General features: G+C 44.0%; 24 protein-coding genes and 1 pseudogene. 8 read left to right on the plus strand and 17 right to left on the minus strand.

What is annotated here, in order from left to right:
- Window positions 1-365: 365 nt before the first annotated feature.
- The gene (locus EDF78_RS15255; protein WP_095921717.1) at window positions 366-950 is read right to left on the minus strand and encodes a TetR/AcrR family transcriptional regulator; all 585 of its coding nucleotides are present in this window, start codon (window positions 948-950) and stop codon (window positions 366-368) included.
- 206 nt (window positions 951-1,156) lie between these two features.
- Between EDF78_RS15255 and EDF78_RS15260 the strand changes: the two genes are divergently transcribed.
- The 3 genes from EDF78_RS15260 (at window position 1,157) to EDF78_RS15270 (ending at window position 4,043) form a co-directional block, all read left to right on the plus strand.
- The gene (locus EDF78_RS15260) at window positions 1,157-2,026 is read left to right on the plus strand and encodes an arginase family protein (protein ID WP_243839459.1); all 870 of its coding nucleotides are present in this window, start codon (window positions 1,157-1,159) and stop codon (window positions 2,024-2,026) included.
- Between the two features lie 356 nt (window positions 2,027-2,382).
- Window positions 2,383-3,312, plus strand: a complete 930-nt coding sequence (locus EDF78_RS15265) for a DMT family transporter (RefSeq protein WP_095921718.1) — start codon at window positions 2,383-2,385, stop codon at window positions 3,310-3,312.
- Between the two features lie 11 nt (window positions 3,313-3,323).
- A complete protein-coding gene (locus EDF78_RS15270; protein ID WP_233432836.1) occupies window positions 3,324-4,043 on the plus strand; it encodes a cyclase family protein in 720 nt (239 codons plus the stop codon).
- 50 nt (window positions 4,044-4,093) lie between these two features.
- On the opposite strand, the gene EDF78_RS15275 is transcribed toward EDF78_RS15270, so the two are convergent.
- Window positions 4,094-5,002: a LysR family transcriptional regulator gene (locus EDF78_RS15275; protein ID WP_095921720.1), complete on the minus strand. Its 909-nt coding sequence runs from the start codon at window positions 5,000-5,002 to the stop codon at window positions 4,094-4,096.
- 97 nt (window positions 5,003-5,099) lie between these two features.
- Here EDF78_RS15275 and EDF78_RS15280 point away from each other — a divergent pair, with 97 nt between their 5' ends.
- On the plus strand, window positions 5,100-6,071 hold the full coding sequence (locus tag EDF78_RS15280; RefSeq protein WP_205948372.1) for a zinc-binding alcohol dehydrogenase family protein: 972 nt from the start codon (window positions 5,100-5,102) through the stop codon (window positions 6,069-6,071).
- 91 nt (window positions 6,072-6,162) lie between these two features.
- Window positions 6,163-7,341 carry an MFS transporter gene (locus EDF78_RS15285; RefSeq protein ID WP_095921721.1) on the plus strand — a complete coding sequence of 393 codons (1,179 nt, stop codon included), beginning with the start codon at window positions 6,163-6,165 and terminating at the stop codon, window positions 7,339-7,341.
- A gap of 126 nt (window positions 7,342-7,467) precedes the next feature.
- On the opposite strand, the gene EDF78_RS15290 is transcribed toward EDF78_RS15285, so the two are convergent.
- Window positions 7,468-8,244 carry a helix-turn-helix transcriptional regulator gene (locus tag EDF78_RS15290; RefSeq protein WP_165772324.1) on the minus strand — a complete coding sequence of 259 codons (777 nt, stop codon included), beginning with the start codon at window positions 8,242-8,244 and terminating at the stop codon, window positions 7,468-7,470.
- A 400-nt stretch (window positions 8,245-8,644) separates the two neighbouring features.
- Here EDF78_RS15290 and EDF78_RS15295 point away from each other — a divergent pair, with 400 nt between their 5' ends.
- Together EDF78_RS15295 and EDF78_RS15300 are read left to right on the plus strand one after the other, a co-directional pair.
- Window positions 8,645-10,210: an amidase gene (locus tag EDF78_RS15295; RefSeq protein WP_166654461.1), complete on the plus strand. Its 1,566-nt coding sequence runs from the start codon at window positions 8,645-8,647 to the stop codon at window positions 10,208-10,210.
- Between the two features lie 212 nt (window positions 10,211-10,422).
- A protein-coding gene (locus tag EDF78_RS15300) for an IS3 family transposase (protein ID WP_133823399.1) occupies window positions 10,423-11,573 on the plus strand; the annotation gives its coding sequence in 2 pieces (ribosomal slippage) (window positions 10,423-10,657 and window positions 10,657-11,573; 1,152 coding nt in all).
- 15 nt (window positions 11,574-11,588) lie between these two features.
- Here EDF78_RS15300 and EDF78_RS25965 read toward each other — a convergent pair.
- Window positions 11,589-11,714 carry an AAA family ATPase gene (locus EDF78_RS25965; RefSeq protein ID WP_133823400.1) on the minus strand — a complete coding sequence of 42 codons (126 nt, stop codon included), beginning with the start codon at window positions 11,712-11,714 and terminating at the stop codon, window positions 11,589-11,591.
- 530 nt (window positions 11,715-12,244) lie between these two features.
- On the opposite strand from EDF78_RS25965, the gene EDF78_RS15310 reads away from it, so the two are divergent.
- The gene (locus EDF78_RS15310) at window positions 12,245-13,189 is read left to right on the plus strand and encodes a zincin-like metallopeptidase domain-containing protein (protein WP_133823401.1); all 945 of its coding nucleotides are present in this window, start codon (window positions 12,245-12,247) and stop codon (window positions 13,187-13,189) included.
- Between the two features lie 161 nt (window positions 13,190-13,350).
- On the opposite strand, the gene EDF78_RS15315 is transcribed toward EDF78_RS15310, so the two are convergent.
- The 13 genes and pseudogenes from EDF78_RS15315 to phbB all read right to left on the minus strand — a co-directional run bounded on the left by EDF78_RS15315 (window position 13,351) and on the right by phbB (window position 25,577).
- A complete protein-coding gene (locus EDF78_RS15315) occupies window positions 13,351-13,638 on the minus strand; it encodes a hypothetical protein (RefSeq protein WP_133823402.1) in 288 nt (95 codons plus the stop codon).
- 107 nt (window positions 13,639-13,745) lie between these two features.
- Window positions 13,746-14,492, minus strand: coding sequence for a MobC family replication-relaxation protein (mobC, locus tag EDF78_RS15320; RefSeq protein WP_133823403.1), 747 nt, complete (start codon window positions 14,490-14,492; stop codon window positions 13,746-13,748).
- A 10-nt stretch (window positions 14,493-14,502) separates the two neighbouring features.
- The gene (locus tag EDF78_RS15325) at window positions 14,503-16,377 is read right to left on the minus strand and encodes a type IV secretion system DNA-binding domain-containing protein (protein WP_133823404.1); all 1,875 of its coding nucleotides are present in this window, start codon (window positions 16,375-16,377) and stop codon (window positions 14,503-14,505) included.
- 639 nt (window positions 16,378-17,016) lie between these two features.
- Window positions 17,017-17,322 carry a hypothetical protein gene (locus EDF78_RS15330; protein WP_133823405.1) on the minus strand — a complete coding sequence of 102 codons (306 nt, stop codon included), beginning with the start codon at window positions 17,320-17,322 and terminating at the stop codon, window positions 17,017-17,019.
- An 18-nt stretch (window positions 17,323-17,340) separates the two neighbouring features.
- Window positions 17,341-17,603: pseudogene (locus tag EDF78_RS25815) on the minus strand (conjugal transfer protein).
- Window positions 17,604-17,671: 68 nt separating this feature from the next.
- Window positions 17,672-18,472, minus strand: coding sequence for a LuxR C-terminal-related transcriptional regulator (locus EDF78_RS15340; protein WP_133823406.1), 801 nt, complete (start codon window positions 18,470-18,472; stop codon window positions 17,672-17,674).
- Between the two features lie 224 nt (window positions 18,473-18,696).
- Window positions 18,697-19,440: an acetolactate decarboxylase gene (locus EDF78_RS15345; protein ID WP_050917468.1), complete on the minus strand. Its 744-nt coding sequence runs from the start codon at window positions 19,438-19,440 to the stop codon at window positions 18,697-18,699.
- 16 nt (window positions 19,441-19,456) lie between these two features.
- On the minus strand, window positions 19,457-20,173 hold the full coding sequence (locus tag EDF78_RS15350; protein ID WP_166654462.1) for an acetolactate decarboxylase: 717 nt from the start codon (window positions 20,171-20,173) through the stop codon (window positions 19,457-19,459).
- The gene (locus EDF78_RS15355) at window positions 20,166-21,392 is read right to left on the minus strand and encodes a multidrug effflux MFS transporter (protein WP_133823408.1); all 1,227 of its coding nucleotides are present in this window, start codon (window positions 21,390-21,392) and stop codon (window positions 20,166-20,168) included. Before EDF78_RS15355 ends, EDF78_RS15350 begins: the two co-directional genes overlap by 8 nt.
- 27 nt (window positions 21,393-21,419) lie before the next feature.
- The gene (locus EDF78_RS15360) at window positions 21,420-22,022 is read right to left on the minus strand and encodes a 2-oxoacid:acceptor oxidoreductase family protein (RefSeq protein WP_133823409.1); all 603 of its coding nucleotides are present in this window, start codon (window positions 22,020-22,022) and stop codon (window positions 21,420-21,422) included.
- Entirely contained in the window at window positions 22,006-23,784 is a 1,779-nt protein-coding gene (locus EDF78_RS15365; protein WP_133823410.1) for an indolepyruvate ferredoxin oxidoreductase subunit alpha, read from the minus strand. Before EDF78_RS15365 ends, EDF78_RS15360 begins: the two co-directional genes overlap by 17 nt.
- 23 nt (window positions 23,785-23,807) lie before the next feature.
- Complete coding sequence (locus EDF78_RS15370) at window positions 23,808-24,800, minus strand: 3-oxoacyl-ACP synthase (protein WP_133823411.1); 993 nt, start codon at window positions 24,798-24,800, stop codon at window positions 23,808-23,810.
- Between the two features lie 36 nt (window positions 24,801-24,836).
- Window positions 24,837-25,577, minus strand: coding sequence for an acetoacetyl-CoA reductase (phbB, locus tag EDF78_RS15375; RefSeq protein WP_133823412.1), 741 nt, complete (start codon window positions 25,575-25,577; stop codon window positions 24,837-24,839).
- Window positions 25,578-25,581: the final 4 nt, after the last annotated feature.

Genomic DNA, 25,581 nt, shown 5'->3' on the forward strand with positions numbered 1-25,581 from the left:
CCCTAATGCAGAAAACAATAGATTCTCAATTCTAGTGGATTGTATGAGAAGGAAAAATACCGCAATGGTTTACACTTTGTTGCATAAATAGACCTAATAGGCTCGTTACTTGCTATCAAGGAAACAACATGACAATTAAATATACTCATCCTGAAATCCGACATTCGCCGAGGTATTCAGGCAAAGAAGGAATAATCGTTTTCTGGAGATTTGTATAAATAATGGTAACTAGTAGTTCACTAGCAAAAATGAAAATAAAACTTACAGGAATATATTAAGCAAGGTGATATCATTTGCATAGAAAATAATAATGCCAAATGTGGGTGGCGGGGTGGGAAAATAAACACCATGAATTTTATTAAAATTTATTTCTGATAACCAATAATGTGTTTCAGAAGTGAAGGGAAAGCAGGTAAGTCATTCCCCAGATTAAACGCGGGGTTAATAGCACTGCGGGATATCAGACCGTCAATAAGCGCAAATATAGCAATAGAGGTGGCCTCCAGATTCAGCTCTGCAGAGAAATCGCCTGCCTGGATACCCCGGGAAATAATCGTTTTAATCCCATCACGCATGATGCAATCGGTGGCAATAAAGGTTTCTTTTACTAACGGATTACGGGCAGCTTCAGCAATAATTTCAACCCATAACCGATGATCGGCAGGATATCCCACTTCATTAATACAAGAGGTGACTAAATCTAAAAGATGGTCAAAGGGAGGCGTAATAACGGAGAATGTGTAGTTATTCAACGCCGTGTTCTTTTCTTCTAAAACAATGGCAGAAATAAGCTCTGACTTCCCTTTGAAATAGGTATACATCGCGCCCTGGCTGACTTTTGCCTTGCGCGCAATTTCTCCAATACTTGTCGCATTGAATCCTTTCTCTGAGAAACACTCTGCCGCTGCAACGATTAAACGGTGGTAGGTAGAGTTCTTATCATCATTCATATCAATATCAACCAGATAAACGCTAATGCAGCAAAGTATCGTAAAACCCCCGAATTGTCTATTTCTACGGCCATCTACGGAGCATGGCTAGACAAGCTTAATGAACTACTGTAGCGTGAATGAATGATCGTTCATTCACTAGGTTTCTATGCTGTGATGATTGCAGGCAGATTTCAAAATATTGACGGAGAGGAGGGAAGATTCTGATGAGCAAAACAAAAATGATACGCCTGGTGATGCCACAGTGGCAGGGTGGGAATAATCCGGCCTACCAGTTCGGTGCTGAGTTGCTGGAATGGCTGGCACCGGTGAGCCAATCTCCGGTTGCCAGGATCCCTGTCACTCCGTCGGAAACGCCGCTGGTCAATGAAAACGGCATCATGGGCCGCACGCAAGTGGTGAGCCAACTGAAAGCGGCTCAGGCAGCGTTGCAGGCGTATTCACCAGAGAAAGTCGTTGTTCTTGGTGGAGATTGCTTAGTAGATCTTGCTCCCTTTGCTTACCTTGCACAGAAGTACAATGACAGCCTTGGCGTGTTGTGGATCGATGCCCATCCTGATGTCATGACGCCTGCACAATTCAGCCATTCGCACGCACATGTGCTTGGTGCCCTTATGGGATACGGTGATGCAGATTTGACAGCGCCGGTGACTTATCCGGTTGCAGCAAACAAAGTCATGATAGCCGGTATTAATCAGCCGAATGACTATGAGAAACAGTTTATCGCTGAGAAGGGGATTAATACCTGTTCCCCACAAGATGTGAAAAACGGGGCTAATGCTGTGAGCGAGTGGATTAAGCGGGAAGGGATCACCTGTCTCGCGATTCATTTTGACCTGGATGTGCTGAATTATAAAAACTTCCGCTCGGTGCTTTTTGCTAATCCGGCAGCAGGTGAGCATGATTTTGATGGTATTGGCACCGGCCAGCTTGAAATATCCGAAGTTTTGACATTGATTAACCAGGTGGATAAATTAACAAACATTGTAGGTCTCGGAATAGCGGAGCACTTACCCTGGGATGCCATTAATATGAAAGCCATGCTGGCATCACTTCCTTTATTAAAGTCTGAATGAGTCAATATTTTATGAGGGGGTGCATGCCTCCTTTTAAAATTAGAATTACCCTCTAAAAATCTCTTCAAATACCTTATTTATTCCCACTCGAAGTGCATGGAGTTATCTTTTATTAAATTCCACTTATATTGAATAATTTCAATTGCACCAAAATAAATATACCCATGCACTATGATGGTGAATTCTTTTTAATTGTTTTCAGGCAGGCCTTGATTTCAGTGGTTATTAATGTGGCACAACTATTGCATTGTGTTAAATGCATATTTATCGCATTCACCTGATACTTCTTTAATTATAATACAGTTCACTGGGATTTATAAAAACCTCAGTATCACTTATTGCTAAAAGGCTTTGACATGTACACAAAAATATCCGGATTGCTGTCGGTCATAATGTGCTTTATACTTGTTGGTTCAAGCTATCCTGTTGCGAAAGAAGCAATGGATTCTATTCCCACCTGGACGTTCACCTGCATCAGTTTCGCCATAGGGTTTATATTTCTTCTGCCATTTACCCTGTTCAGAGAAAAAACTAACTGGTTCAATATCAGCCTGAAAGACAGTTTGATGATCAGTGTGTTAGCTCTGCTGGGCGCCGTCCTTTACACCGTGTTTTTGTTATACGGGCTACCGACAACAACGGCGATTTCAGCCTCAGTGATAACCAGTGCAACGCCTGCGGTTGTCCTGGTGATTTCGGTGCTTTTCTTTAAAGAAAAATTGAAATTAAACGCCAGTATTTCCGTCATTCTCGCCATTATCAGCGTGGTGGTGATGACACTGCCTGGCAGTCAGGGAAGCAGTAATAATACGTTAACCGGATTAGTGTTTCTGTCCTTATCTACGCTTTCCAATGCTGTCAATATTATTGTGGCGAACAAAGTCAGTACCTCGCTTAAACCTTTAACGATGGCGGCGGGAGTCTGCCTTGCAGGTGCAGTATTCAGCTTGCCGATGGCGGTTCATGAAAGTCAGTCTTTCTCTTTGCTCAGCATTACGCGTGGTCAGGCGGGGGTCTTGCTGTATTACGGCGTGTTCGTCTGGGCGCTGGCGTATATGTTCTTTTTTAAAGGTATTGGTCATATTTCTGCTGCGTCTGCGGGTATGTGTGTTGCATTAACGCCTGTCGCCTCGATGGCCTGTTCTGCATTATTCTTCGGTGATGCGGTTAAGCACACCGATCTGATTGCTACAGTAATAATTATTTTCTCCGTTATTTTCTCAGAAGTTGATTTATTTAAACTTTTCAAAAAAAAGACAGCTACCCGCCTGCCTCGTGAAATTTAAGGACGTTATCTATGAAAATACTCTTTTCTAACAGGGTCATTACCGCTTTATCAACATTACTCTTTTGCCAGTCAGCACTGGCCGTGACGCTTCCTACGCCGGAAAAGTATGTTGATCTTAATCATCCTCTTGAAACAGGAATGCAAACTTATCCGGGGTTGAGTGATGTGGAGATCTATAAAACGGCGCCGCGATATGCAAATGGAGCATTGATTGACGGGATTAAATTTCTGGGCATCTCTGCAACCTATATTGACTCGCCGTATCATGCGGATGAGAAAGGCATGAAGATTTCTGATTATCCGCTTGAAAAGCTGGTCAATCTCCCGGTGATCGTCGTGAAACTGGCACCAGGCAGTGATGTTTTTGACGTGTCTGCATTCCACAACCTGAATGTAAAAGGTAAAGCGGTGTTGCTGAACACGGGCAAAAGCAAAGTATTTGGTACAGCGGAATACAGTAAAAACCCGCCTTATATGACCACAGAAGCGGCAAACTGGTTAGTCAGAAATCAGGCTGCACTGGTTGGGATTGATGCCTTGCTGGTCGACAATTTTAATAAAAACGATACGATCCCGGTCCATGATATTTTGCTGAAGCACGGGATTGTTATCGCAGAAGACATGACCAATTTAGAGGCCGTTGCCGGAAAAGATGCCTACCTGACTGCTGTGCCACCAAGAGCCCCGATGGCCAGCTTCCCCGCGCGTATTTATGCCGCTATTTATTGAACCATAAGGGGCTGAGGCCCCTTTTTAACGTACATCAGGCTTGAAATTATTCACCTGTTTGTTGGGGCAATGGCCGGGAGGGAAGACATATTGTCGGTAAGGAATTCAATGAGTACACGTAAAGCGCTTGGCATATGCCGGCGGGATAAATACACGGCAAATACGCACAGCGTTTCTACTTCAAATTCAGGGAGAAGATGAATGAGTTTTCCAGCAGAGATAAGCTGGGAAGCCGCAAATCGCGGGAGCAGGGCGATACCGGTCCCACTCAGCACTGCACGAACCAGAACGGAGGCTTCGTTAGAGCTGAAATTGCCGGATACCGGGACAATGATAGTTTCTTCCTGCGTGCGGAAACTCCAGGTACTGCGCCCATAATGGGCATAAGACAGACAGTTGTGTGCGCAGAGATCACGCACATCGCCTGGTGTACCGTGGGCTGCAAGGTACTCTGGGCTGGCACATACGACCGATCGCACCTCCCCTAGCTTGCGTGCTATCACACCGGGATCGATGAGCTTTGTCACACGAATGGCCAGGTCTATTCCGTCCTCCGCCAGATTCGATGTGCGGTCTGCAATTTGCAGATCGACAGAAACCGCAGGATATTGCCTGAGAAATGACATCAGCACATCCGTCAAACAGTACTCGGCGAAGATTGACGAAGACGTCAACCTTAGCAATCCCCTCGGTACATCCTCAGCCTGATTTCCAAAGGCGCTCACATCGCCCGACAGAGCCAGCATCTGTTTGCACACCGGCAAAATTTCTTCTCCTGCTGCCGTAAGGCTCAACCTGCGGGTGGTACGGTGTAACAATCTGGCTCCGGCCCATTCCTCCATCAGACGAATGTAACGTGTCGCCATTGCCCGCGACATTTCAAGGTGCGAGGCTGCAGCTGAGATACTTCCTCTGGCAACAGTTTCCAGTAAAACCGATGCAGCAGTTAAGCGATCCATATGTTCATCTCATGCAACAAAGCGTAAATCATACCCCTATTTATCTCACCATGATAAACAAATAAAATATTTCTACACTCATTTTCTGGAGGCTTTAATGAAAACACTGGTATCAACTCACTTCGGCCCGCTGCCGGAAATGCACCTTGAAGAAAGGGCTAAACCCGTTGAAAAAAAAGGTTTTACGCTGGTTAAAATGCATGCCGCCACCGTTAATCCATTATCACATCAGGTTCGTTCAGGGATTGTCGCCATGGCAAAAGCTCCTCTCGTGTTGAGCAATGATGGTTCGGGCATTGTTGAACAAAGTGAGCGTTTTTCCCCCGGCACTCGGGTTGCCATCTATGGTGGCGCGCAGCTGGGTATCACCGAGGATGGAATGCAACAGCAGTGGGTGCTGGTCGAAGATAAACGCATCATCGTATTACCTGATGATTTTGACTTAGATGAAGGCGCGGCGTTGCCGATTAACTATGTGACGGCCTATCAGTCTATGACCAGGATTGGTAACGTACGGAGCGGGCAAAAAATCCTGATTTCAGGGGCTTCCGGTTCCGTCGGACATGCTCTCATTCAGATGTCGGTTGCGCTGGGGGCGATCCCGATTGCGGTCGTTTCAACCGCCGCTAAAGCGGAACAGGCAAAACATTCAGGTGCGCAGCTGGTGGTCGACTTGTCATCTGAGGACCTTTATGACGCTGTTCTGACAATGACAGAAGGTCAGGGAGCTGATTGTGCTTTTGATCCGGTGGGTGGCGAACTGCTTGGACAACTGCTGCACGCCGTCCGTTTGCGTGGTGCAGTAGTTTCAATTGGTTTTGTCGGCGGTTCGACAGCCAGTGTCGATGTGGCCGATATCGTCATTCAGGAAAAGCGGATATTGGGATATGACGCCTGGCTTGAGACAGATGAGGATGTCGCCAGCGTGCTTGACGTTTTACAGGAGTTTATCAAACAGGGATTATTACGGCCGTCCATCGATAGTGTTTATCCGCTTGAGCAGTTTGAAGATGCGTATCAACGATTGACTTCGCGTCAGGCTACGGGAACCGTCCTTCTTCACCTTTGATATCTTTGCAATCACTCCATTCATCTGGCGGGTTTTTCGGAGAACCGGGCCTGCCTTTTACTGCATTGCACAGTATTTACCTGAGAAAAAAATGAAATCTACACTTCCTCTTCTTGCGTTAGCAATGGGATCGTTTGCCATTGGTTTGACGGAATTTTCACCCATGGGTATTTTGCCACTGATGGCCGACGGGGTGGGCGTATCGATACCAGCAGCCGGCCTGTTAATTACCGCCTATGCGCTGGGCGTCACGCTGGGAGCTCCGTTGGTGACGTTAGCCAGTAATCGTTTCCCGCGACGTGGCTTACTGATTGGCCTAATCACCATTTATATTCTGGGTAACCTTCTTGCCGCGCTGGCGACCGGTTATGGCATGTTGATGATAGCAAGACTGATTGCTTCGTTGTGTCAGGGAACATATTTCGGGGTCGGTGCCGTTGTGGCGGGGAGTCTGATGCCGCCAGGACGACAGGCCGGTGCGGTAGCCGCGATGTTTATGGGGCTTACGATCGCGAATGTGCTGGGCGTACCGGCCGCGACCTGGCTGGGTGAAACTGTCAGCTGGCGGGCGACATTCTGGAGTATGGTGGTGGTCGGTCTCGTCTCGATTGTTGCACTGCGCTCAACATTGCCTGCCATTGCGCCATCAAAAACGGGAAATGCACTGGCAGAGTTGTCGGTACTCAAACGCGGACCGGTGCTTGCAGCCATGGGGCTGACGGCGCTGATTTCCAGTGCGCAATTCACGGTATTAACTTACATCTCACCCATTTTGCGGACAGAAAATGGCGCTTCCGCACAATTCATCACTGTAATGCTGACAACCTATGGTGTAGGGATGTGTGCCGGAAACTGGATTGGTGGTAAGTTCTCCGACCGGTCCGTCGAAGGAACGCTGATAGTTTCCTTAGCTTCGCTGTCATGCGTACTGGTGCTCCTCGCGTTTGCGTTGCCATACAGCATTCCCGCCGCGATACTGATTTTCCTGTGCGGATGTACCAGTTTCGCGATGATCCCGGCCTTACAGGTGAAAGTCATGTCCGCTGCTGCTGATGCGCCGAATCTGGCTTCATCTGTCAACATTGGGGCTTTTAATCTAGGCAATGCAGCTGGGGCTGCAGTGGGCGGCGGCGTCATAGCTGCGGGCTGGGGATACGTGGCGGTTGTCCTGGCGGGAGCAGCCATTGCTGCATTGTCACTGATAATGATTCTGTGTGTTAAGTGGTGCATGCACAAAAATCTGCGTTCGACGCCCACTACGGAAATGTAGAAATCAGACCTTAGCCTGGCATATTGCAGGGATAAGGTCTGAATTTAGTTTTACTTCAGATTTCCGGGTCGCAGCAGGATATTTCTATCTCTTATACCCCCTTAATACCCTCTACTATAAATTCTGTCAGGAAGCGCCGATGGTTTTAATCCTGGCGGCGACCATCGACCGGTTTCGTGCCTTGCATTTCTCAAAGATATTCCCCATGTGATAGCGTACCGTAGTAACGCCGATACCCAACTGGGCTGATATGTTTTTATCAGCCAGACCTTCAGCAACCAAACAGGCGATCTCTGCTTCACGACGACTTAATTGCATGACGCGTTGAAGAACTTCTTCAGTCGTCTGCGGTGCCCGGAGAAAATCCTCGGGGGCGGGATCTTTCATGCGATTTAATCGATGCAATGTGGCGGGCATCGATGCTGCCAGCAGGTTCAGGATATCGGCATCGTTCTTCACGAAATCACCCCGTTCGCGCTTTCGCCAGATACGAAAATCCCCGACGCATTGACCTTCGTGAAAGAAATATACGTTGATGCCCCAGTGCTGATGCTGGGGACGCAGAAAATCATTATAAAACTCAGTCCGCATCAGCTCACGCTGATGCAATATTTGGGTGGCTGCTGTTGCGCTTTTTCTGCGCATAAGAGGCAAGGTGATTGGGTCAATATGGCGAAAATAATGGTTCCAGGCATTGAGTCTGTCCACTGTTTCATTCACACCAATCGCTTTTTCGAATACTCCCTTCTGCTCACTCCACACCAGGGAGGAATAGGTGTCCGCGTTAAGAACGTCCAGAATCAGTGGTCCGATGTTTTCCCTGAGAGTATCAGGGTGAGTCGCCGTGGACTGGAGGGCCAAAATTTTACTCAATGCGCGGTGTTGTTTTGACGATAAATGCATATCATTAGATTCCCCGGTCACTAATCGATGCACCACCCGGCGTAAGTTGCACCGGGCTGAAGCAATATCTGCCCTCGTCATTAAGACGATTCCCACTGGCTGCTTTCGTGATGGCTACCGGGTCACAGGCAGGTTAAACAAGCAAGAAGCATTCCAGTTTTTACTTTGAAAAAAATGATGCTTACCACATGCCGTTTTTATAGGGCAGCCTGTTATTTTTGACAGGTTCATTCAACGTTTTATTTCCCTAAGGTGGAACCAGTGAAGCGGAGTTCGCTTCCGACGAACGGCAAACGATCGCGGTGTCTTAAAAAAACTGCAGTGGATAAAGGTCAGACTAGCGAGGCCTGTGCAGGACAAACCACCGAGATTAATTCACAGTGTGTTCAGGGGATATATGATGTCTACCGTTAAAAGAAGTGTGATAACCATCGGTCTGTTGTTAGCAAATTTCACGAGTTATTCCTCCTCTGCAGAGGAGATGATCCGCCAAAACAGCGGTTTTACGCTTAATGAGGCAACAATCAGTTCCATCCGGCAGGCTGTGCTGGATAACAAGGTGAGCTGCGAAGCGATAGTCTCTTCCTATCTCAGCCGCATTTCGTCGTTCGATCATGCCGGCATGCTTCCGATTAACGCGATTATTGCCACCAACCCCAAAGCCCTTGACCGTGCACGCGAAATAGATCGCAGCCCGACAGAAAAAAATCTGCCGCTGGCCTGCACACCGCTCATTGTGAAAGATAATATTGATGTGAAAGGAATGCCGACGACTGCAGGGTCAAAATCGATGCGTAACAACCTTCCTGCTGATAATGCCACTCAGGTCACACGTCTTGAGAAGGCCGGGGCGATTGTGCTGGCAAAGTCGAATTTGGCAGAGTTTGCGTGGACGCCGGATTACAGCAATAGTTCGCTGGGTGGGTTGACGCGCAACCCTTACGACCCTTTACGCACCACTGGTGGCTCAAGCGGTGGTACGGCTGCCGCCGTTGCCGCTAATTTTGGTGTGGCTGGGCTGGGCACTGACACGGGTGCCTCTATTCGCGGGCCAAGTGCATTGCAGAATCTCGTCGGGCTGCGCCCTACGCTGGGGGCGAGTTCGCGAGACGGCGTCATTCCTATCTGGTTAACGCGAGATACACTCGGGCCAATCGCACGTTCGGTATCGGATGCCGCCTTACTCTATCAGGCCACTTATGGTTACGATCCTAAAGATGCGTCCACTCAAGCGGCAAGGACCGCTCCCTCTTTTGATAGCGCGGCAGTCCTCAGACGTGGAGCCTTGAACGGTATGCGTGTTGGTGTGATGCGGCAGGTTATTGATGCGAAAAATGCGGACCCGGAGGTGATGCAACGTTTCCAGCAGGCTGAAGATGACCTGCGTACACTGGGTGCTGTGGTGGTGGAAGTTAATCTTCCGGACTTTAAAAAACTCACAGACATTCCCTGGCCTAACCGGATGGAATATGACCTGAACACTTATCTGCAAGCGGAAGGGGCTGACCGTTCTGTCAAAAGTTTTGCCGAAGTGGTGAAGTCGGGGCAGTATCTGGGTGAACTGAGTCAGTTCCTCAAAGCTCAGGTCGGCGTTCCAAACCCGGAGGATAACCCTGCAGAACGTAATGATGAGAAGAATACTTCCGCACTCCGCGCCGCCATCGTAGGCGCAATGAACCGCGAAAATTTAAGCGTGCTTATTTACCCGACATGGACTCAGCCCCCTCGTCTGCTGACAAAAATGACCGGCGACGGAGGGAATGATAACCCGGTGATCGCGCAAGCGGGTCTTCCGGCAATCACGGTACCGATGGGCAATACTCGGGGGAACTTGCCCACAGGACTGCAGATTGCAGGACGTCCATTCTCTGAGGCGGTATTATTTAGTGCAGCCTACGACTATGAACAATCGACGCATCATCGTACTGCCCCCCTAAATCTGCCCGCCGCTGCCATTGCGAAATAATTCAAAATTAAGCATTAGCCGCTTATATGATGCTAATGCTTATAATATTTGTTAACGAAGATTGCAATAACGGCTGCTGACAATCTGTATTAATGTTGCTTTTTAGTCATGAATAGTATCCACTTTGATAGAAACTTCCAAGTGTAGTGAATAGACCCGGGTTTCGTAGACACTTTTTTGCCTCATAATGGAGGCCTAATGAAGGAGTGTTTATGTCAGTCAAAACGTTCACTGAAGAATTCAAAATTGAAGCCGTAAAACAGATTACTGAGCAGGGGTACCCTGTATCTGAGGTCTCCTCTCGACTTGGTGTATCCACTAATAGTCTTTACGCCTGGGTTAAGCGCTACCAGAAGCCCGAGTCGCAGCGTAAGCAGGACGATGCACTTCAGCATGAAGTAAAGCGCCTCAGGCAAGAACTTAAGCGAGTAACTGAAGAGCGGGATATCTTAAAAAAGGCCGCCGCGTACTTTGCAAGAACGTCAGGCTGAAGTACGCCTTCATTAAAAAAATGTTGTCCTTTTATGCTGTACGCCGGTTATGTCTGGTTCTTGGCCTCCATCACAGCGGTTATTACCAGTGGCTAAAGCGGCCTAAATCTTTGCGAACACGGCAAGATGAACGACAAACAGGCTTGATTAAACAACTGTGGCTTGAAAGCGGTAAAGTTTACGGCTATCGAAAAATCTGGCTCGATATGAAAGATCTGGGTGAATGCGTCGGACGTAACAGGATCGCGCGCCTGATGAGGCTCGCTGAACTAGCATCTCAGACTGGATACCGAAAACGACGCTATTACGGTGGCGGAAAGCCTTCTTTTGCCAGTCCAAATTACCTTGAACGCCAGTTCGTTGTCCCTACCCCAAATACGCATTGGGTGAGTGACATGACTTATATAAGGACGCATGAGGGTTGGCTGTATCTGGCTGTTGTTCTTGATCTCTTCTCACGCAGGGTTATCGGCTGGAGCATGGGCGGACGAATGACCGCTGAGTTAGTAATGGATGCATTACTGATGGCGGTATGGCGACGTAAACCAACGGCAGAAGTATTAATCCATTCAGATCAGGGCTCTCAATATACGAGCGAAAGATGTCAGCATTTTATGACAGCTCACAATTTAAAAAGCAGCATGAGTCGTCGGGGTAATTGCCATGACAACGCAGTGGCAGAAAGCTTTTTCCAGTTGCTAAAACGGGAACGCATAAAGAAACGGATCTATAAAAATAGGGAAGAAGCGAAGGCGGATATCTTCGATTATATCGAGATGTTTTATAATGCTAAACGCCGCCACAGTGCCTGTGAGGATCAGCCCCCTGCAGTTTATGAAAGTGCCTGGTTCATGAGGCACAGAACCGTCTAGGAAACTAGGGTCTATTCACTCCGACAGAAACGTTTTCCCACTATTACTTCGCCCGACAATAACAATTGTATGATCTTCTAGAGCCAACGCAGCATCAGCTAAAAAGTGGAAATTCTTGATTTTAACCTGATGAATACGCATGAGCCCCCCTCATCTGCACCCATTTATAATTTATTTATTTTGTTTAATATCAATTCATTAGGATTTTTTATGACTGTGAATTCAGGCGATTAGCTGTTGCCACTGCTCGCTAACGCTCTTATGTTCGTAACTATCTAATCAGAATCAACCATCAACTAAACAGGCAGAGAGCAATTCACAAAATTTTTCCAGTTGCAAAGATGCGTAATCAATCATTTGTGCTTTGGTTTTATTTTATACTTAAAATATTAAAAAATGTAACTAATTACTGCTCATAGCTACTTGTTAGCCCTAACCCTGTTTCACTGCTGCGGAGCAAGGGGCGCTACATCCGTATCTGCAGGGACTGATTTTTTCTCCTGTGTGCTTTTCGTTCCCGTATCTGCTTCCGGCTAATCGTTTCCCAACACAACCCGTCCCGCAAGGGTAAATGGCACGCATTCTGCGCCCTTGCATGCCGGAACGATGCCGGGAAAGTGAACCGTCAGGCGATACGAAGACGAAAGTCACATCACTGACGGAGAAAAAACATGACTATTTCCCTGCATACCCAGACTAGCGCCCCTAACACCGCAACGGCGACCAGCGTATCCCCGCTGGAGCAGTCAGGCTCCTCAAAAACGAAATTTTCCAGAACTAAAACCGATATTTATCAGTCAGTAACTGACAGCATCATTTCTGCCCTTGAAGCAGGTGTTAAGCCGTGGTCCTGCCCGTGGCAGCGCGTACCGGGTATGTCAGGATTGCCTTCAAATTACTCAACTGGAGCGGCTTACAGTGGGATGAATATCATGTTGCTGTGGTGCAGTGCGTCAGAACAGGGATTCAATGATTCGCGCTGGATGACCTACAAACAGGCAAAAGCGGAAGGCGGGCAGGTACGTAATGGAGAACACGGCACAACAGCCATTTTCTATACCATGCTGGAAAGGGAAAATGACGAAGGAGAAACTGACTATATCCCGATGCTGAAGACGTTCATCGTGTTTAATGTTGAGCAAATTGACGGGTTGCCTCTGAGTGACGAAGTAGTTTTCCCGGCAGAGACCTTTGAGCCGATACCGCAGGCGGAAGCGCTTTTCCGTAACAGTGGTGCAACCATCATTGAGAAGGGACAGAACGCCTTTTTCGCACCATCAACCGACGAAATCCATTTACCGGACCGTCGTCTTTTTAGCGATGACGCCAATTTCTACACTACGGGCCTGCATGAGCTGGTTCACTGGAGCGGGGGAAAAAGTCGCCTGAATCGTGAGATGAAAGGGAAGTTTGGCAGTGAGGAATATGCTTTTGAGGAGTTGATCGCCGAGCTGGGAAGCGCGTTCCTGATGGCGGATCTGGGGATCGCTGGAGAGGTTCAGCATGAAAGCTACATCGCTTCCTGGCTGAAAGCACTGAAGAACGACAAACGCTATATTTTCAAGGCCGCTAGTGCAGCATCCAAAGCGCATCGTTATTTGATGGATAAAATCTGAGCAGGAAAGAGTCGCAACGGAATGCGGCTTTGCGTGTAGGGCCGCTTAAAACAGTAACGCTGTAGAGACACGAGTGAGGCGGAGCGCAGCCAGGCGAGCACCGAACAGTCATGTCCCTCCAGCGGAATAAAGAAGTTACGCGAATAGAGATTAATAGGTAGTTATTCTAAATTATCAGTCTCTGTCTGGAGTGTCTGGAGCCACTGTTCCAGATTATTCAGTCTTTCTTCGAGGTCATGGCTCTGTTGCTCAATATCCTGCAGAGTTTCTGACAGAACGTCACGCAGCAGCACAAAATTTGCGTGCAGGGCATACACAAAATCGTTGCCGCGAGCCAGTAATGCTTCGCGCGGTATGTCCTGCAATGCGGAATGTGTCATCCATGTCACCAGCGCTTTTGCGCTCATTTCGGTCAGTACGTCCGAAAGTCGGTCAGTTTCTCTGTTCATTCTGGACTCCTGTCTGTTCTGATTTTGGGGGAGTATTTCGGAAGGGCATTACTTCCGGTCGTTACGTTGCTGGTGGGCGGGTTGGGGAAGTTGGTAATACAGAAGAACTATATATAGCTGCCTACATCAAGGCGGTGTAGCTCGTCGATCGTATAGATGCGGAAGACATTTCGGTGGCGGGTTTCCAACGGGATGTGCTGATGGTTAACAATCACGTGCCTAATGCTGTCAAATAGCCGTTCAAGACCGCGCTTTTTCTGCGGGTCCGGCACGATATAAAAAACGTAAATCCAGTTCTTCCGGGTCCGGGCCAGCAAATGGCTGGCGATGATCGACTGGTAACGGGCTCTGGTTTTCAGGCGACGCTCGGTCTCAATGGCGATCACGGTGCCGCCGGGCAGGGTAATCAGCCCGTCAGGGCGGTGACTGACCTGATAACGGCTGAGGAAGGTTGTGCGATCGCCGTTTATCCATCCGGATGCGCCTTTTTGCTCAAGGATGATACGGGCGGTCTGATTATCAAGGTGATGTTCCAGCGTCCAGCCGGTGATTTTTGAAGGCTCAAACCGTGCCGGGAAAAGCGCATCGTTTGGGGTTAACACAACGGCCAGTCCGTCACTGGTTATGCCCCATAATGAAATTTTCATCGTGCGCGATACCAGGATGTGCTTTTGTATTAAGCCCATACCCTCGACTTTTGAAAGCAGGGAATACAGCGATTTATGATCCCTGAAGCCAAACAGCAGCATCAGCGTTTTAAAATCACTGTACGTTTCTTCTTTCAGGAAATTCAGCAGTCGTTGTATTTTTTCGCGGTGTCGCGTCTGGCGTTCGCTATATGCGGTTATCAGCATCATTCCCCCTTTAAAAATCCAACAATGATGGGTTTTCCTCTTTATCGGCGCTCGGTGTTGTTGTGTCTTCTTCGTCCGTATTATCAAAAAAAAGATCGGGTCGCGTTGTGGTGATATCCGTCTTTGATGCGGGTCCGGGGGAAGTTTCCTCCTCGTTAAAATCCAGGGTGATATTTACCGTTGCGGTGTTGGCGGCAATCGCGGGCGACACGGCACAGATCTCCAGTTCGCGTTTTTTCACCCTGATGGGCGAAATCAGAGAAGCAGCCGGGAGAGTTTTTGTCGTGAAGATGAAGCTGACAAAATCGGGTAGGTTCAGGATCATATTGCTGTCGGTAAAGAAACGCTCGGCCTGCCTGATGGTGCGTTCACTGTCGATAGTCTCTGTCAGCACGGCATCGGTTTTCGCTTTGCGGACCTCATCGTCGACTAATATAGTGCCTGACATTCTGGCTACCCATTCAGCGGTGTCCGGGTCCATGACCCGATAAACCAGTTTGAATTTGGCATTTTCAACGACCGCGCCGACAACGGCGTCGCCTTTCAAATCTGCCGGACAGTCTTTTAAATCGGCAATCGACTGATGGTCCATAATAATATGCACGCCTTTATCGCGTGCGGCGCCTAAACCTTCCAGCGCGGGCCTGGATAAATGGTATTTCAGTTCGGAAAGATAAATAGCAATGGGGCGGGGCACGTCTCTCACTCGCTCGCGCCTTTCTGCCAGCTGGTACAGGCGAACCAGCAGCATGCGCTGGGCGGTAATGATTTTGCTGTTGCGCATTGAGCCAATCACATAGCAGCAACCGCCTTCCTCAAATATCGTATTAAGCGAAAATCCTGTCGGCGCATTGATGGCATTGAGTAAGGCCAGCTCTTCAATTTTCCCGAAGAAGGCTTTTATCTTATCTGCAATACCCTGAACGTAGTCTCCGTTATAAACATCCCGGATGGTTGAGGCAGTATTACGGGTGACAAATTGTGCTGCTATCCGGGCCGCTTTCCGGTCGTCAATGCGGTAAAAGTCCGACTCCTGACCTTTTTCTGCCAGGCTGAACCCGGCAACAAAAAGCTCTTCCAGTTCCTCGGCGGTGATCTCTTCAATCAGGTTTAACTGGTATTGGGGTTTTCGCAGGTCAATTAAGGCAAAAGGTTTGCCGGCATCCTCACAGGCCTTGCGGTAAAGGTGGGGTGCCCATTCATCATCCTTGGGGTCCATAACAAATACGCCTTCACCGGCCAGAATGCTTTGATAAAGCAATATCCCGGTAGCAACGCCTTTACCGGCTCCGGTGGTCCCGATAATATCCGCGTGTTGTTTTTGCCAGTCTTTTAACGGCAGGTACATCGGTTGTTTATCGCGGTCAATGCCGATAAATAACCCGTTGTTCAGGTCGATATAATCCAGTGGGTCATAATGCAGTGTTTCCGGCAGCAGGGATTTCACCGTGCGGACATCGGTGCGCAATTCCCGTTCAAGCGTGGTTTTCCTGACGAGGCGTTTCTTTATGTTGTCTAACTCAGGGGTTAATACCCTGCGCAGCAGAATATGGAAAATAAAACCTGTTACGGTAAAGGTAATCAGCACCGGCCATGCCAGAACGGGAATGCTGGCGATAACACGGCCCCGATAAAGCCACTGGAAAATCCAGATAACAACCGGCCCCATCGTACCGCAAAGAAAACAGACCATGGAGAAAGCAATAATCAGCTTTTGCCACAACGGGGCTTTTTGCCGTTCATCGCTTTTCATTGACGCGAAAAACGGCATCATCAGCCCGGATAACAGCGCCAGCATCAGCTGATGCTGTTGCATAAAACCAATGAAGCTCAGCGCGCCATTCACTATCGGCGACAGTGAAACCGTCAGCTTATTCAAAATCACGATGCCTCCTTCGTCAGCGGTTCGCCCCATGACATCGCCCCATCAGTTCGCCCCACGGTGTCGGGCGAAAAGGTGGGGCGAGCGTATGGGGTAAAGAAGGTGGCCGCTATGCGGCCATGTGCCGGAAAGCATGCTTCCCTGCTCGAAACGGCCTGCGCCAGTACATGCGGGCTGGACGCCCTTATGTAATGTCACATGGGGGTAATGTCGCGGCTGGACGCCGCGCCAAAACCCCCGACGTCAACGGCGGCACACCGTCGCCCGCTACGCGCGACCGGCTTTTGGCCGGAGACTTAGCTGCGACGGTGTGCGGGGCGATGCCCCCCAAATAAACCGCTGTCGTGGGCGACAGCTTTCCGCTCGCTGGGGCGGCGAAATTTATTCGGCTCCCCCCGGCCTGCAAAATCCGCGTGGGCGCGGCTGTTTGCCGGTGAGGCGCGGTGCCTGAACTATTTTCGCTCCTTAACCCGCGAAAATAGTTCTGTCCGCTGCCTCATTTTTACGGCCCCATTTCTTCACGCCTTAATCCGCGAAAAATGTGCTGGGCCGTAAAAACCTGAAAACCGCCACGCCTCAAGCCGGACTCGGCTGAAATATTTTGGCGCTATAGGGGACCTGCGAATAAAATTAAGGCAGGGATTAATAGTGGCTCTCGCGGATTTCCCTGATGATGTTGGAATAACACTGACGACTTTCTTTAATGCTGATTTCATCCAGCGTAAACCCACGCCGGTTAGCTTCCTCTGTCAGCGTTATTCTGTCGCTGGCGTTCAGCGTTTGCAGCAACTGCAATAACCGGCAGACAACGCGATAGTGATAAATTTCATAATAAAGGCCGCATCCGTGCATTGCCTCATTTTCAATGTGCTCAATAACACGGGCTGCGCGCATGGAATCTCCGCGCTGACGTGTCCAGGGATGCTGAATAAAACCCGGTTTGGTCATAAAGATAACCTCCGTTAATTAACCACGCATGCGGCAAAATTTATTGATAATCTTGCTGATAATTGCCGGGTTTGCCGGATCACATTCAATTAAAGAGGATTTTATGATATCGGCAGTATGCTCGGAAGAAAACTGTGCTTGGTCTTTTTGAAGATATTAAAGAATGCGCGTTCAGCAGAATAGAATTCATTGCCCCCATTGTTCCCGGTTGCTTTACCGTACATGCATAATACAACTTCACAGGCATCAGCGGCCATGACGGAAGTTGAATATGACGCCATAACGCAGATAAATAATAGATAAGAGATCGATAATATATTTAATAATTAGCCTTTATGGTAAACGGTTACTATGAGTTTCGTAATTTATCCATGATTACACCATCAATCAGAGATAAACATTCCTTATATCCTTTTACATTTAATTTGCTATAAATGTTTTTTAAATGCGTTTTTATAGTATTAGTCGATACGAATAATTTTTTTGGCAGCGAAGATAACTTTTCACCACGAAATAATTCGTATAAAATTTGTATTTCCTTAGGTGTCAATCCGAACTCATTGTTTAATATCAGGTATCCAAAAAAACGGGTTTTGTCAGTTTTATATTTAGATAAACTTTCTTTTTCTAATAGAGCTGAAATGTATCTTGATATTAAATCAATGACTAGGTTACAGTGTGATATATCTTCTTCAAATTTTATGTATATGGAAATTGCACCTACAATGTCATCATTTACAATAATTGGCGTTCCAATTTCAGTCCATTGTTTTAAAAAATTGATTTGATGTTGGTCAGGTCTGGATATATTTATATTTTTACTTATTAGTGAGCGAGCAAGAGCGTTTTCTCCTATTGAATCGATAGTCATTTTAGTGCCCAATTTGAAGCCGCATTCAAAAAAACGTTGCATGATAGGGGTGTCACTAATTATATTAATTATTGCTCCTGTCTCGTCACTTAAAATAATGAATTTATCTTCTACCAAAATGTTGTCAAGAACATGAATTAAGAATGATTTCGTACTTTGAATTAGATGATTGTTTCTTTTAAGAGTGTTCTGAGTTTCCATATCCGAAAGCTGCAGCTTGGGCCTGTCATCAGATACTTCTAGAGATGAATAACCATTCTTTAACTGTATGTAATTCATTATATACCTAACATTGTTCAATATATTTCCTTTACATTAATACCATTAAGCCTTTAAAAGCAAGGGCGAAAAAAATGTCAACTTAAATGCAATAAATTCAATAAGTTACAATAAACATTTCTATATGCTAATAAATTATATAAGGATCACAAATAATTATTATGGAGGGTGAAAGTACTTTTCACGAGAGAATGAATTTTCAATGTCCGTATTCATATAGATCCTCAAAGCTCTTTACCACCAACACCATCTTTGGCCCAGGCTTCTATTCTATTATCGATAAGTTCATCATTACTTCCTAACTCTAGGTTTTGAAATTCAGAGCTTTCAGGTAGTTTTAATGATATTGTGTGCTTGGATGAAAACTCAGCAGTTCCTGACGAAATATTGCAATCCAAAACATGTCCGCAAATCATTTTATCATTACTTATATAATGAATGTGCAATCCTCCTGCTCCTGCATTAATGCATTTGCAAAATTCAGGAAGCCAGAAAGCCAGTAGGGTACCTGATGTTGAATAATGGCAGCTATTAACTGATCGATTAACAATGTCAGCTGTGATTACAGGGTATGGCCTTGAAAACTTAGGAAATGAAGAAGTTTTCACAAAATCGAAATTACCTTTAATTTTAACTAAATTGATGATATTTGTTGAATTGAAATTATCTTTAATTTTATTGCGCAGTTCCTTAATGCCCATCGCATTATTTATCTGTAAGTTACCATCTAGTGTAAAGTGTGATATAAAACTAATAGCTACATGTTCATCAATAAAATCAAGTGTCGGGGATATTATTTCCCCATCCAAGATCATTATATTATGCTGCATTCCTGCCGTAGCGCCAAATCCAAAATCACCGTAATTCAATAAGTCTTTGACTTTGAAATTGGTTTCTAACAAACCGCTGCACAATGTTTGGCTTGTGGATATTTGAGTGTAACTATCAATTTCATTTGAATTAAGCATGTTGCCTCCGATTTTCTTATGAGTTAGCTAAAGAAGAAATTATTTTATCAAGTTGTTCTTTTACTCCATCTAGATTACTTTTATGAAAATCATCATTATCAGGAAGTTGAATGTTTAACGTGTTTTTATATTGATATTCGACTGTGATGCCAGAAAAACAAAAATCAACAATATGTCCTCCAAACTTATGTTCACTATCAAAGAAATGAAAATGTAAACTAGGGCCACATAAATCTACTAGTGGTAAAGGTGTATAAAATCCGATCATGCTCCCTTCTATATTATTAATTGTATTAATTATCTTGTTACCAGAGATTACATCAATTGTTGGATAAGGTTTCACCTGTTTTGGATAAGACATTAATTTCACCCATTTATAAGTTGCCTTTACTCTAATTGCATATATGTAATTTAAAGAAGGTAGTTTTCCCATCAGGATTTTTTTAAAAGTTGGATAAGTAATTTCTTCATCAATAGTGAATTTTCTGTCAGCAATATATTTCGTCACTGTCATCTTTGGAGTTTTAAAATGTGGTTCAGGAGTTTGAATGTCGCCGTCAGAATTTGCGTGATAAAAAATACCATTAGAAAGAGTTAGCTCGCCCTCTAATCTTTCTATTGCACCAATTCCAAAATCGCCATACTTTTTAATTTGTGCTAAATCTAAAACACCATCCAGCAGGCCAACAAAAGTTGCTCCATAGATGGATAATTGAAATACTTCTCTATTCATTGTTATCTCCATTCATTGAAATAAATCTAATCTTTATTATTAAAAAAAGAAAAAGAGAAATGAGGAAGTAAAAAATGTAATTAAAGAAAAGTGAGCTTGCCGTCAGTAATATGGTGGCGGAGCCTACAGACGATATTACCGAAACTATGACTCCTGTTAGCGTACCGAAAATTGAACTTGCAGTGCCGGCTCTTGATGGGAAAATTTTCATTGAGTTAGCTAAAGTATTTGGGACAATAAATCCTATGAAAAAGAAAATAAGGAAGAGACCGCTAATGATGATTTTTAAAGAAGAGACATAATATTGTGACCATAATGAAAATGTAATGCTGATTGCAACACATGCACTAAGCCCTAACATCAAAATGTCACCATTTTTATGTGTGTCAACTAGTTTTTTATTTGTTAATGAACCCAAAAAATATGCAAACCCGAGCAATAGAGCATAGTGCCCATATTGGATAGGAGTAATTAAGTACTTTTTTTGTAATAAAAATGGGCCCACAACATTAAAAAGTACAATAACCCCATACCCGACACCACCTATAAAACAATAAATCAAGAAGCGATTATCTAAAGCTACTGTTTTTATATTGTCCGTGTTGAATGATTCACCTATTTTTTTTAAATTATTATTGGTCTCAGGGAATCTATTGAAAGATACAAAGGCCAGAACGAGACCATAAACAGCAAAGAAAAGGAAATTAGCTTGCCAGTTAAAATAATTTTGTAAATATCCGCCAATATTAGGGCCTATTATTGGGCCGAGTGACCAACATAGCCCAAAGTAATTCGTAAATTTAAATAAATCTTTTCCAGAAAAGACATCAACAATCATAGCGCGCGCAACAACAGCAAGTCCGGCAATACTTAATCCTTGAATAAATCGCCAAAAATTTAACCAGTAAATTGATGGAGATAAAAAAATGCAAAGTAAACTTGATAAGACAAAAACTATGCTGCAAATTTTAAGAATTAATCGTCTCCCTAAAGAATCGGAAATTATACCTAAAAAAAACTGACCGATCCCATAGCCAAACATATATGTTGCAATAGATAGTTGTACCGCAGTTTTCGGTGAGTTAAATGAGTTTGCTATTGCAGGTAATGAGGGAACATATAAATCAATTCCTAATCCCATTAAAAATGGAATTGCAAATATAAGTGTTTTTATTTGGTACATTGTCACAGATGAATATCGATCTTTCATAAGCTCCATTTCTAACTCCGGGTTATATGATTCAACTTAGGCTTGCTTTTTGAAGTAATCTATTCCTTTTTCAAAAGCAAGAATATTTTCTTGGATCCTATTTTGTGGAATGATTGTCTTTATAGTCTCTTTTGCAGACTCTAAATCATAATCTAGCAAGCATAATAATATAGACAATAAGGAAAAATTAAGATTCACGTAACTTATGTTTTCACTCTCTAGAATATTTTTATAAAAAATTGTTTTTTTTATTTTTTTGGTGGCACATACATCATTCACGGTGTAAGGGGTATCACGTTCCAAGCCAGCATTGACGCTAGGCGAAGTTAACTTGTAATCGCTCGCAACTAAGTATCCATCAGTTGATAAATAATGTATGTTTCTCAGTACTTCTGTTTGTTCAAGGCCGACTAGATAATCAACCTGACCTACGGGTATTAAAGGTGATAAGATTTTTTCTTTAGAGAACCGAAGATGAGAAGAAACACTTCCTCCTCTTTGCCCTAATCCCATGACATCGAAGCATTTAACTTCATACCCTTCAATAAATAGTATTTTATGAGTTAGTTTAGCAAGCGAGACAATACCTTGGCCACCAATACCACAAAATATTATATTTAGTTTATTGAATTGATTCATAATTTATTGCCCCATTTTTACAGTTTGTTTGACATAATTTACATCCCACGCACAGACCAGGATCAATATGTATCTTCTCTTCACCATTATCTTTTAATATTTCCAGAGCGGGACAACTGATTTGAAGACAAGCTTTGCATTTCAAACAGGCTTCGTTATCTATTGTACACTGTCCTTTTACTTCTGGTCTGAACTTAACTAGGCATTCTTTTTTGACGATAATTACCCCGTTCCCATCTCTATTGAGTGAGGAAATTACGTCTTTTTCAAAATCATCAATTTTATAAGGATCGACTTCTATTACATCTTGAATGCCTAAAGCATGACAAGTCTCTTTTATATCGAGTGACGATGAATATTCAGGTCTGGAGGATGGGACATCCTGGCCACCAGTCATTGCGATACATTGATTATCGACGATGATTACTTTTGTATTACCCTTATTGAAAGTAAGATTTATTAAACCATTTATACCTGTAGCCCAAAAACCTCCATCCCCTATAACGGCTATATAGTTCTCTTTATCATCATTAGCGCAATTGAAACCGTGCGCTATTCCGATAGAACTTCCCATATGTTTAGCATTAGTGAATGCATTGATGTGTGGAAAAATACCTAACCCGCCACAAGTTACATCTGTAGTTGCCTTAAGGTGATATTTTTTCAGTATATAATATACAAACAGATGAGAGCAGCCAGCGCAATTCATTGGCAGCCTAAATGGAATGTCTTGCAATGGTTGTGCAACGATATTATTCACTAGGAATTTGCTTTTTATTATTTCCGGGGTGAAGAATGTGAAATCTGGGAATTTTTTGAGATCAACGTCTTTAGCAATGTTAATGCCCATGGATCTTATTTCTTTTTCGATGACAGATTGCCCATCTTCAATTACATATAATTTATCCACATAGGTGGATATTTTTTTTATCAATCCTATGGGTAGGGGGTGTATAGCGCCAAGTTTAAGTATGGAGGCATCAGGTAACGTTTCTTTCAAGTAGAGGTATGATGCGCCAGATGTTATAAAACCAATTTTTTTATCTTTTAACTCAATAGGGTTGATGTTGCTATTATTTGATAAATTGTCTGTCAATCTATCCATCGAATGAACAAAATCATTATTGAATCTTGTAACTTTCGGATTATCACTGTTTTTCATTCCCATGATCGTTGTAGTGGTTAATACGGCATAGCAGCTACTTTTAAATTTCAAGTTTTTGCTCGCTGAATATTGATAGTTTTCATCTATATTTACAAGCGAACTAGTTTTACACGTAACAGTAGTAAGTCTGATTATCACAGGGAGACTGTATAATTCACTTAATTTAAATGCAAGTTTTGTCAATTTTAGTGCATCTAAACTATCACTTGGTTCCAATATCGGAACGCCGGCGCTTCTACCGTAATAACGGCAATCATTATAATCATCGGTTATTCTTCCGACATCGTCAGCAACTACAATAACAAGGCCCCCGTTTATCTGTGATTGTGCTGCTGAGATCAAGGCATCGTGAGCTACGTTTAAACCAACGGTCTTCATTACCGCTAAACTTCTAGCACCAGAAAATGATGCCCCCATTGCGACTTCTAATGCTACCTTCTCATTTACAGACCATTCGCAATAAATATCTTTATAATCCCTCATAATATCATCGATGATTGATGTTGATGGTGTACCAGGATAACCAGTAGCGACCTTAACACCTGACTCAAACGCGCCTCTTGCTACAGCATCATTTGCAGTAAATATTTTATTCATATGAGCCTCGATATTTTATTAAATTATTTATAATAGATTACAATTGCTCCCCAAATAAACCCAAGGCCAGCACTAACCAATACCACATTACTTCCTTTATTAATTAAACCTTTTGATTCTGCTAAAAATAATGACAAAATGGGATCAAATTGCTCCATGTGGCCAAAGTTTGACAGGTATAATGATTTTGAATTTTCCAAGTTTATTCTTTTTAATATTTCTTCATGTGCTGACCTCTTGATATGCAAAATTGCAAGATAGTCAATATCACTCGGAGTCATATTGGATTTTTTCAATGCATTTTTTATTACAGTTTCAAAGTTATTTATTGATGTCATGTTCAACGTGTTTTTGAATTTCTCAGAATCATTCATGAGAAATCTTATTTGCATGTCACGATTGCCATGTGTTTTTTTTGTTTCTCGCGTTGCATAGCACATATTAGATAGAGAGCCATCACATTTGAAACTATCCCCTAATATAGTGTTGCTACAATTTTCATTGCTAATTAAAACTGACGCTGCCCCAGAACTTAAATCTAATAGAAAGTGTGTGTTTGGGTTGTTTGTATCTAAATAATCTATGTCTCTACATCCTCCAACAAGAAGAATGTTGCTGTACTCTTGGTGCGAATCTAATAATGATTTTGCAATGGATATCCCTGCCAGCATTGATCCACATAAAGCGGTCATATCAAATGCCCAGGCATTATCAGCACCTAGATCCGAAGCTAAACTAATCGCCGTAACCCACATAAACTTCTCGGTATTCTGGCTCCCGACCCAAATTATTACATCCAAGTCTGTAGCGGTTATTTCGGATTTTTTCAAAGCATCTTCAGCCGCTTTAATTCCCATAAAATAACTTGTTTCATGACTGCGAGCTCTTCGCTTTTTACTAATTCCATATTTATTTATCAATATGCTTTCAGGAATCCCAGTTTCTTTAGATATTTGGGATGATGTTATTGTTTGAGGGGGTATATATAGCCCGATACTTGTAATTCCACAGCTCATGATTATTAACTCCTTAATGGTTTTCAATAACACCTGCTACATATAATAACCCCCATTAATGTTGAAATTTGCTCCCGTGATGTAGGTAGAATCCTCTTGTATCAGTAGGCGTACAACTTCGGCTATTTCAGTAGGTTTTAGGAGTCTTTTAATTGGTATTTCTTTTAAAATATTTCCCAGAGTGGTCGTTGGTATTTTCCCCAATACCATATCGGTCTCAGTATATCCTGGGGATACAACATTTACTGTGATTCCGCTGCTTGCTAGTTCTAATGCTAATGCTTTGGTAAAACCTACAACTCCAGCTTTAGCCGCGCAATAATTAGTTTGACCAAACTGTCCTTTTTCTGCATTAACCGACGAAATGTTAACTATTCTTCCATATTTACTCTCTATCATCTTACTTACAATTGGTTGAGTGATGTTAAATAGGCTAACTAAATTTGTTGTTAATACAATTGACCAGTCTTCAATGGACATTTTTTTAAATGTTCTATCCCTTGTAATGCCTGCATTATTAATCAATACATCTATAGAGCCATATTCATTGATTATTTGTGAAATGAGGCTATTACATGAGGTATAGTCATTTATATCACATTGGAAATATATTAAATCATCATATCCTTCTGCATGAGAATCATTTATCCATTTTTCACCCAATGATTTATTTTTTGATATAACAATAACTTTCAATCCTTCATTATGTAGCATTTTAGCTATAGAAGAGCCGATGCCTCGGGTTCCTCCAGTAACTAAAGCTATTTTTCCTTTCATGCCC

This window comes from Rahnella sp. BIGb0236 (assembly GCF_004364755.1).
Lineage (GTDB): Bacteria > Pseudomonadota > Gammaproteobacteria > Enterobacterales > Enterobacteriaceae > Rahnella > Rahnella victoriana.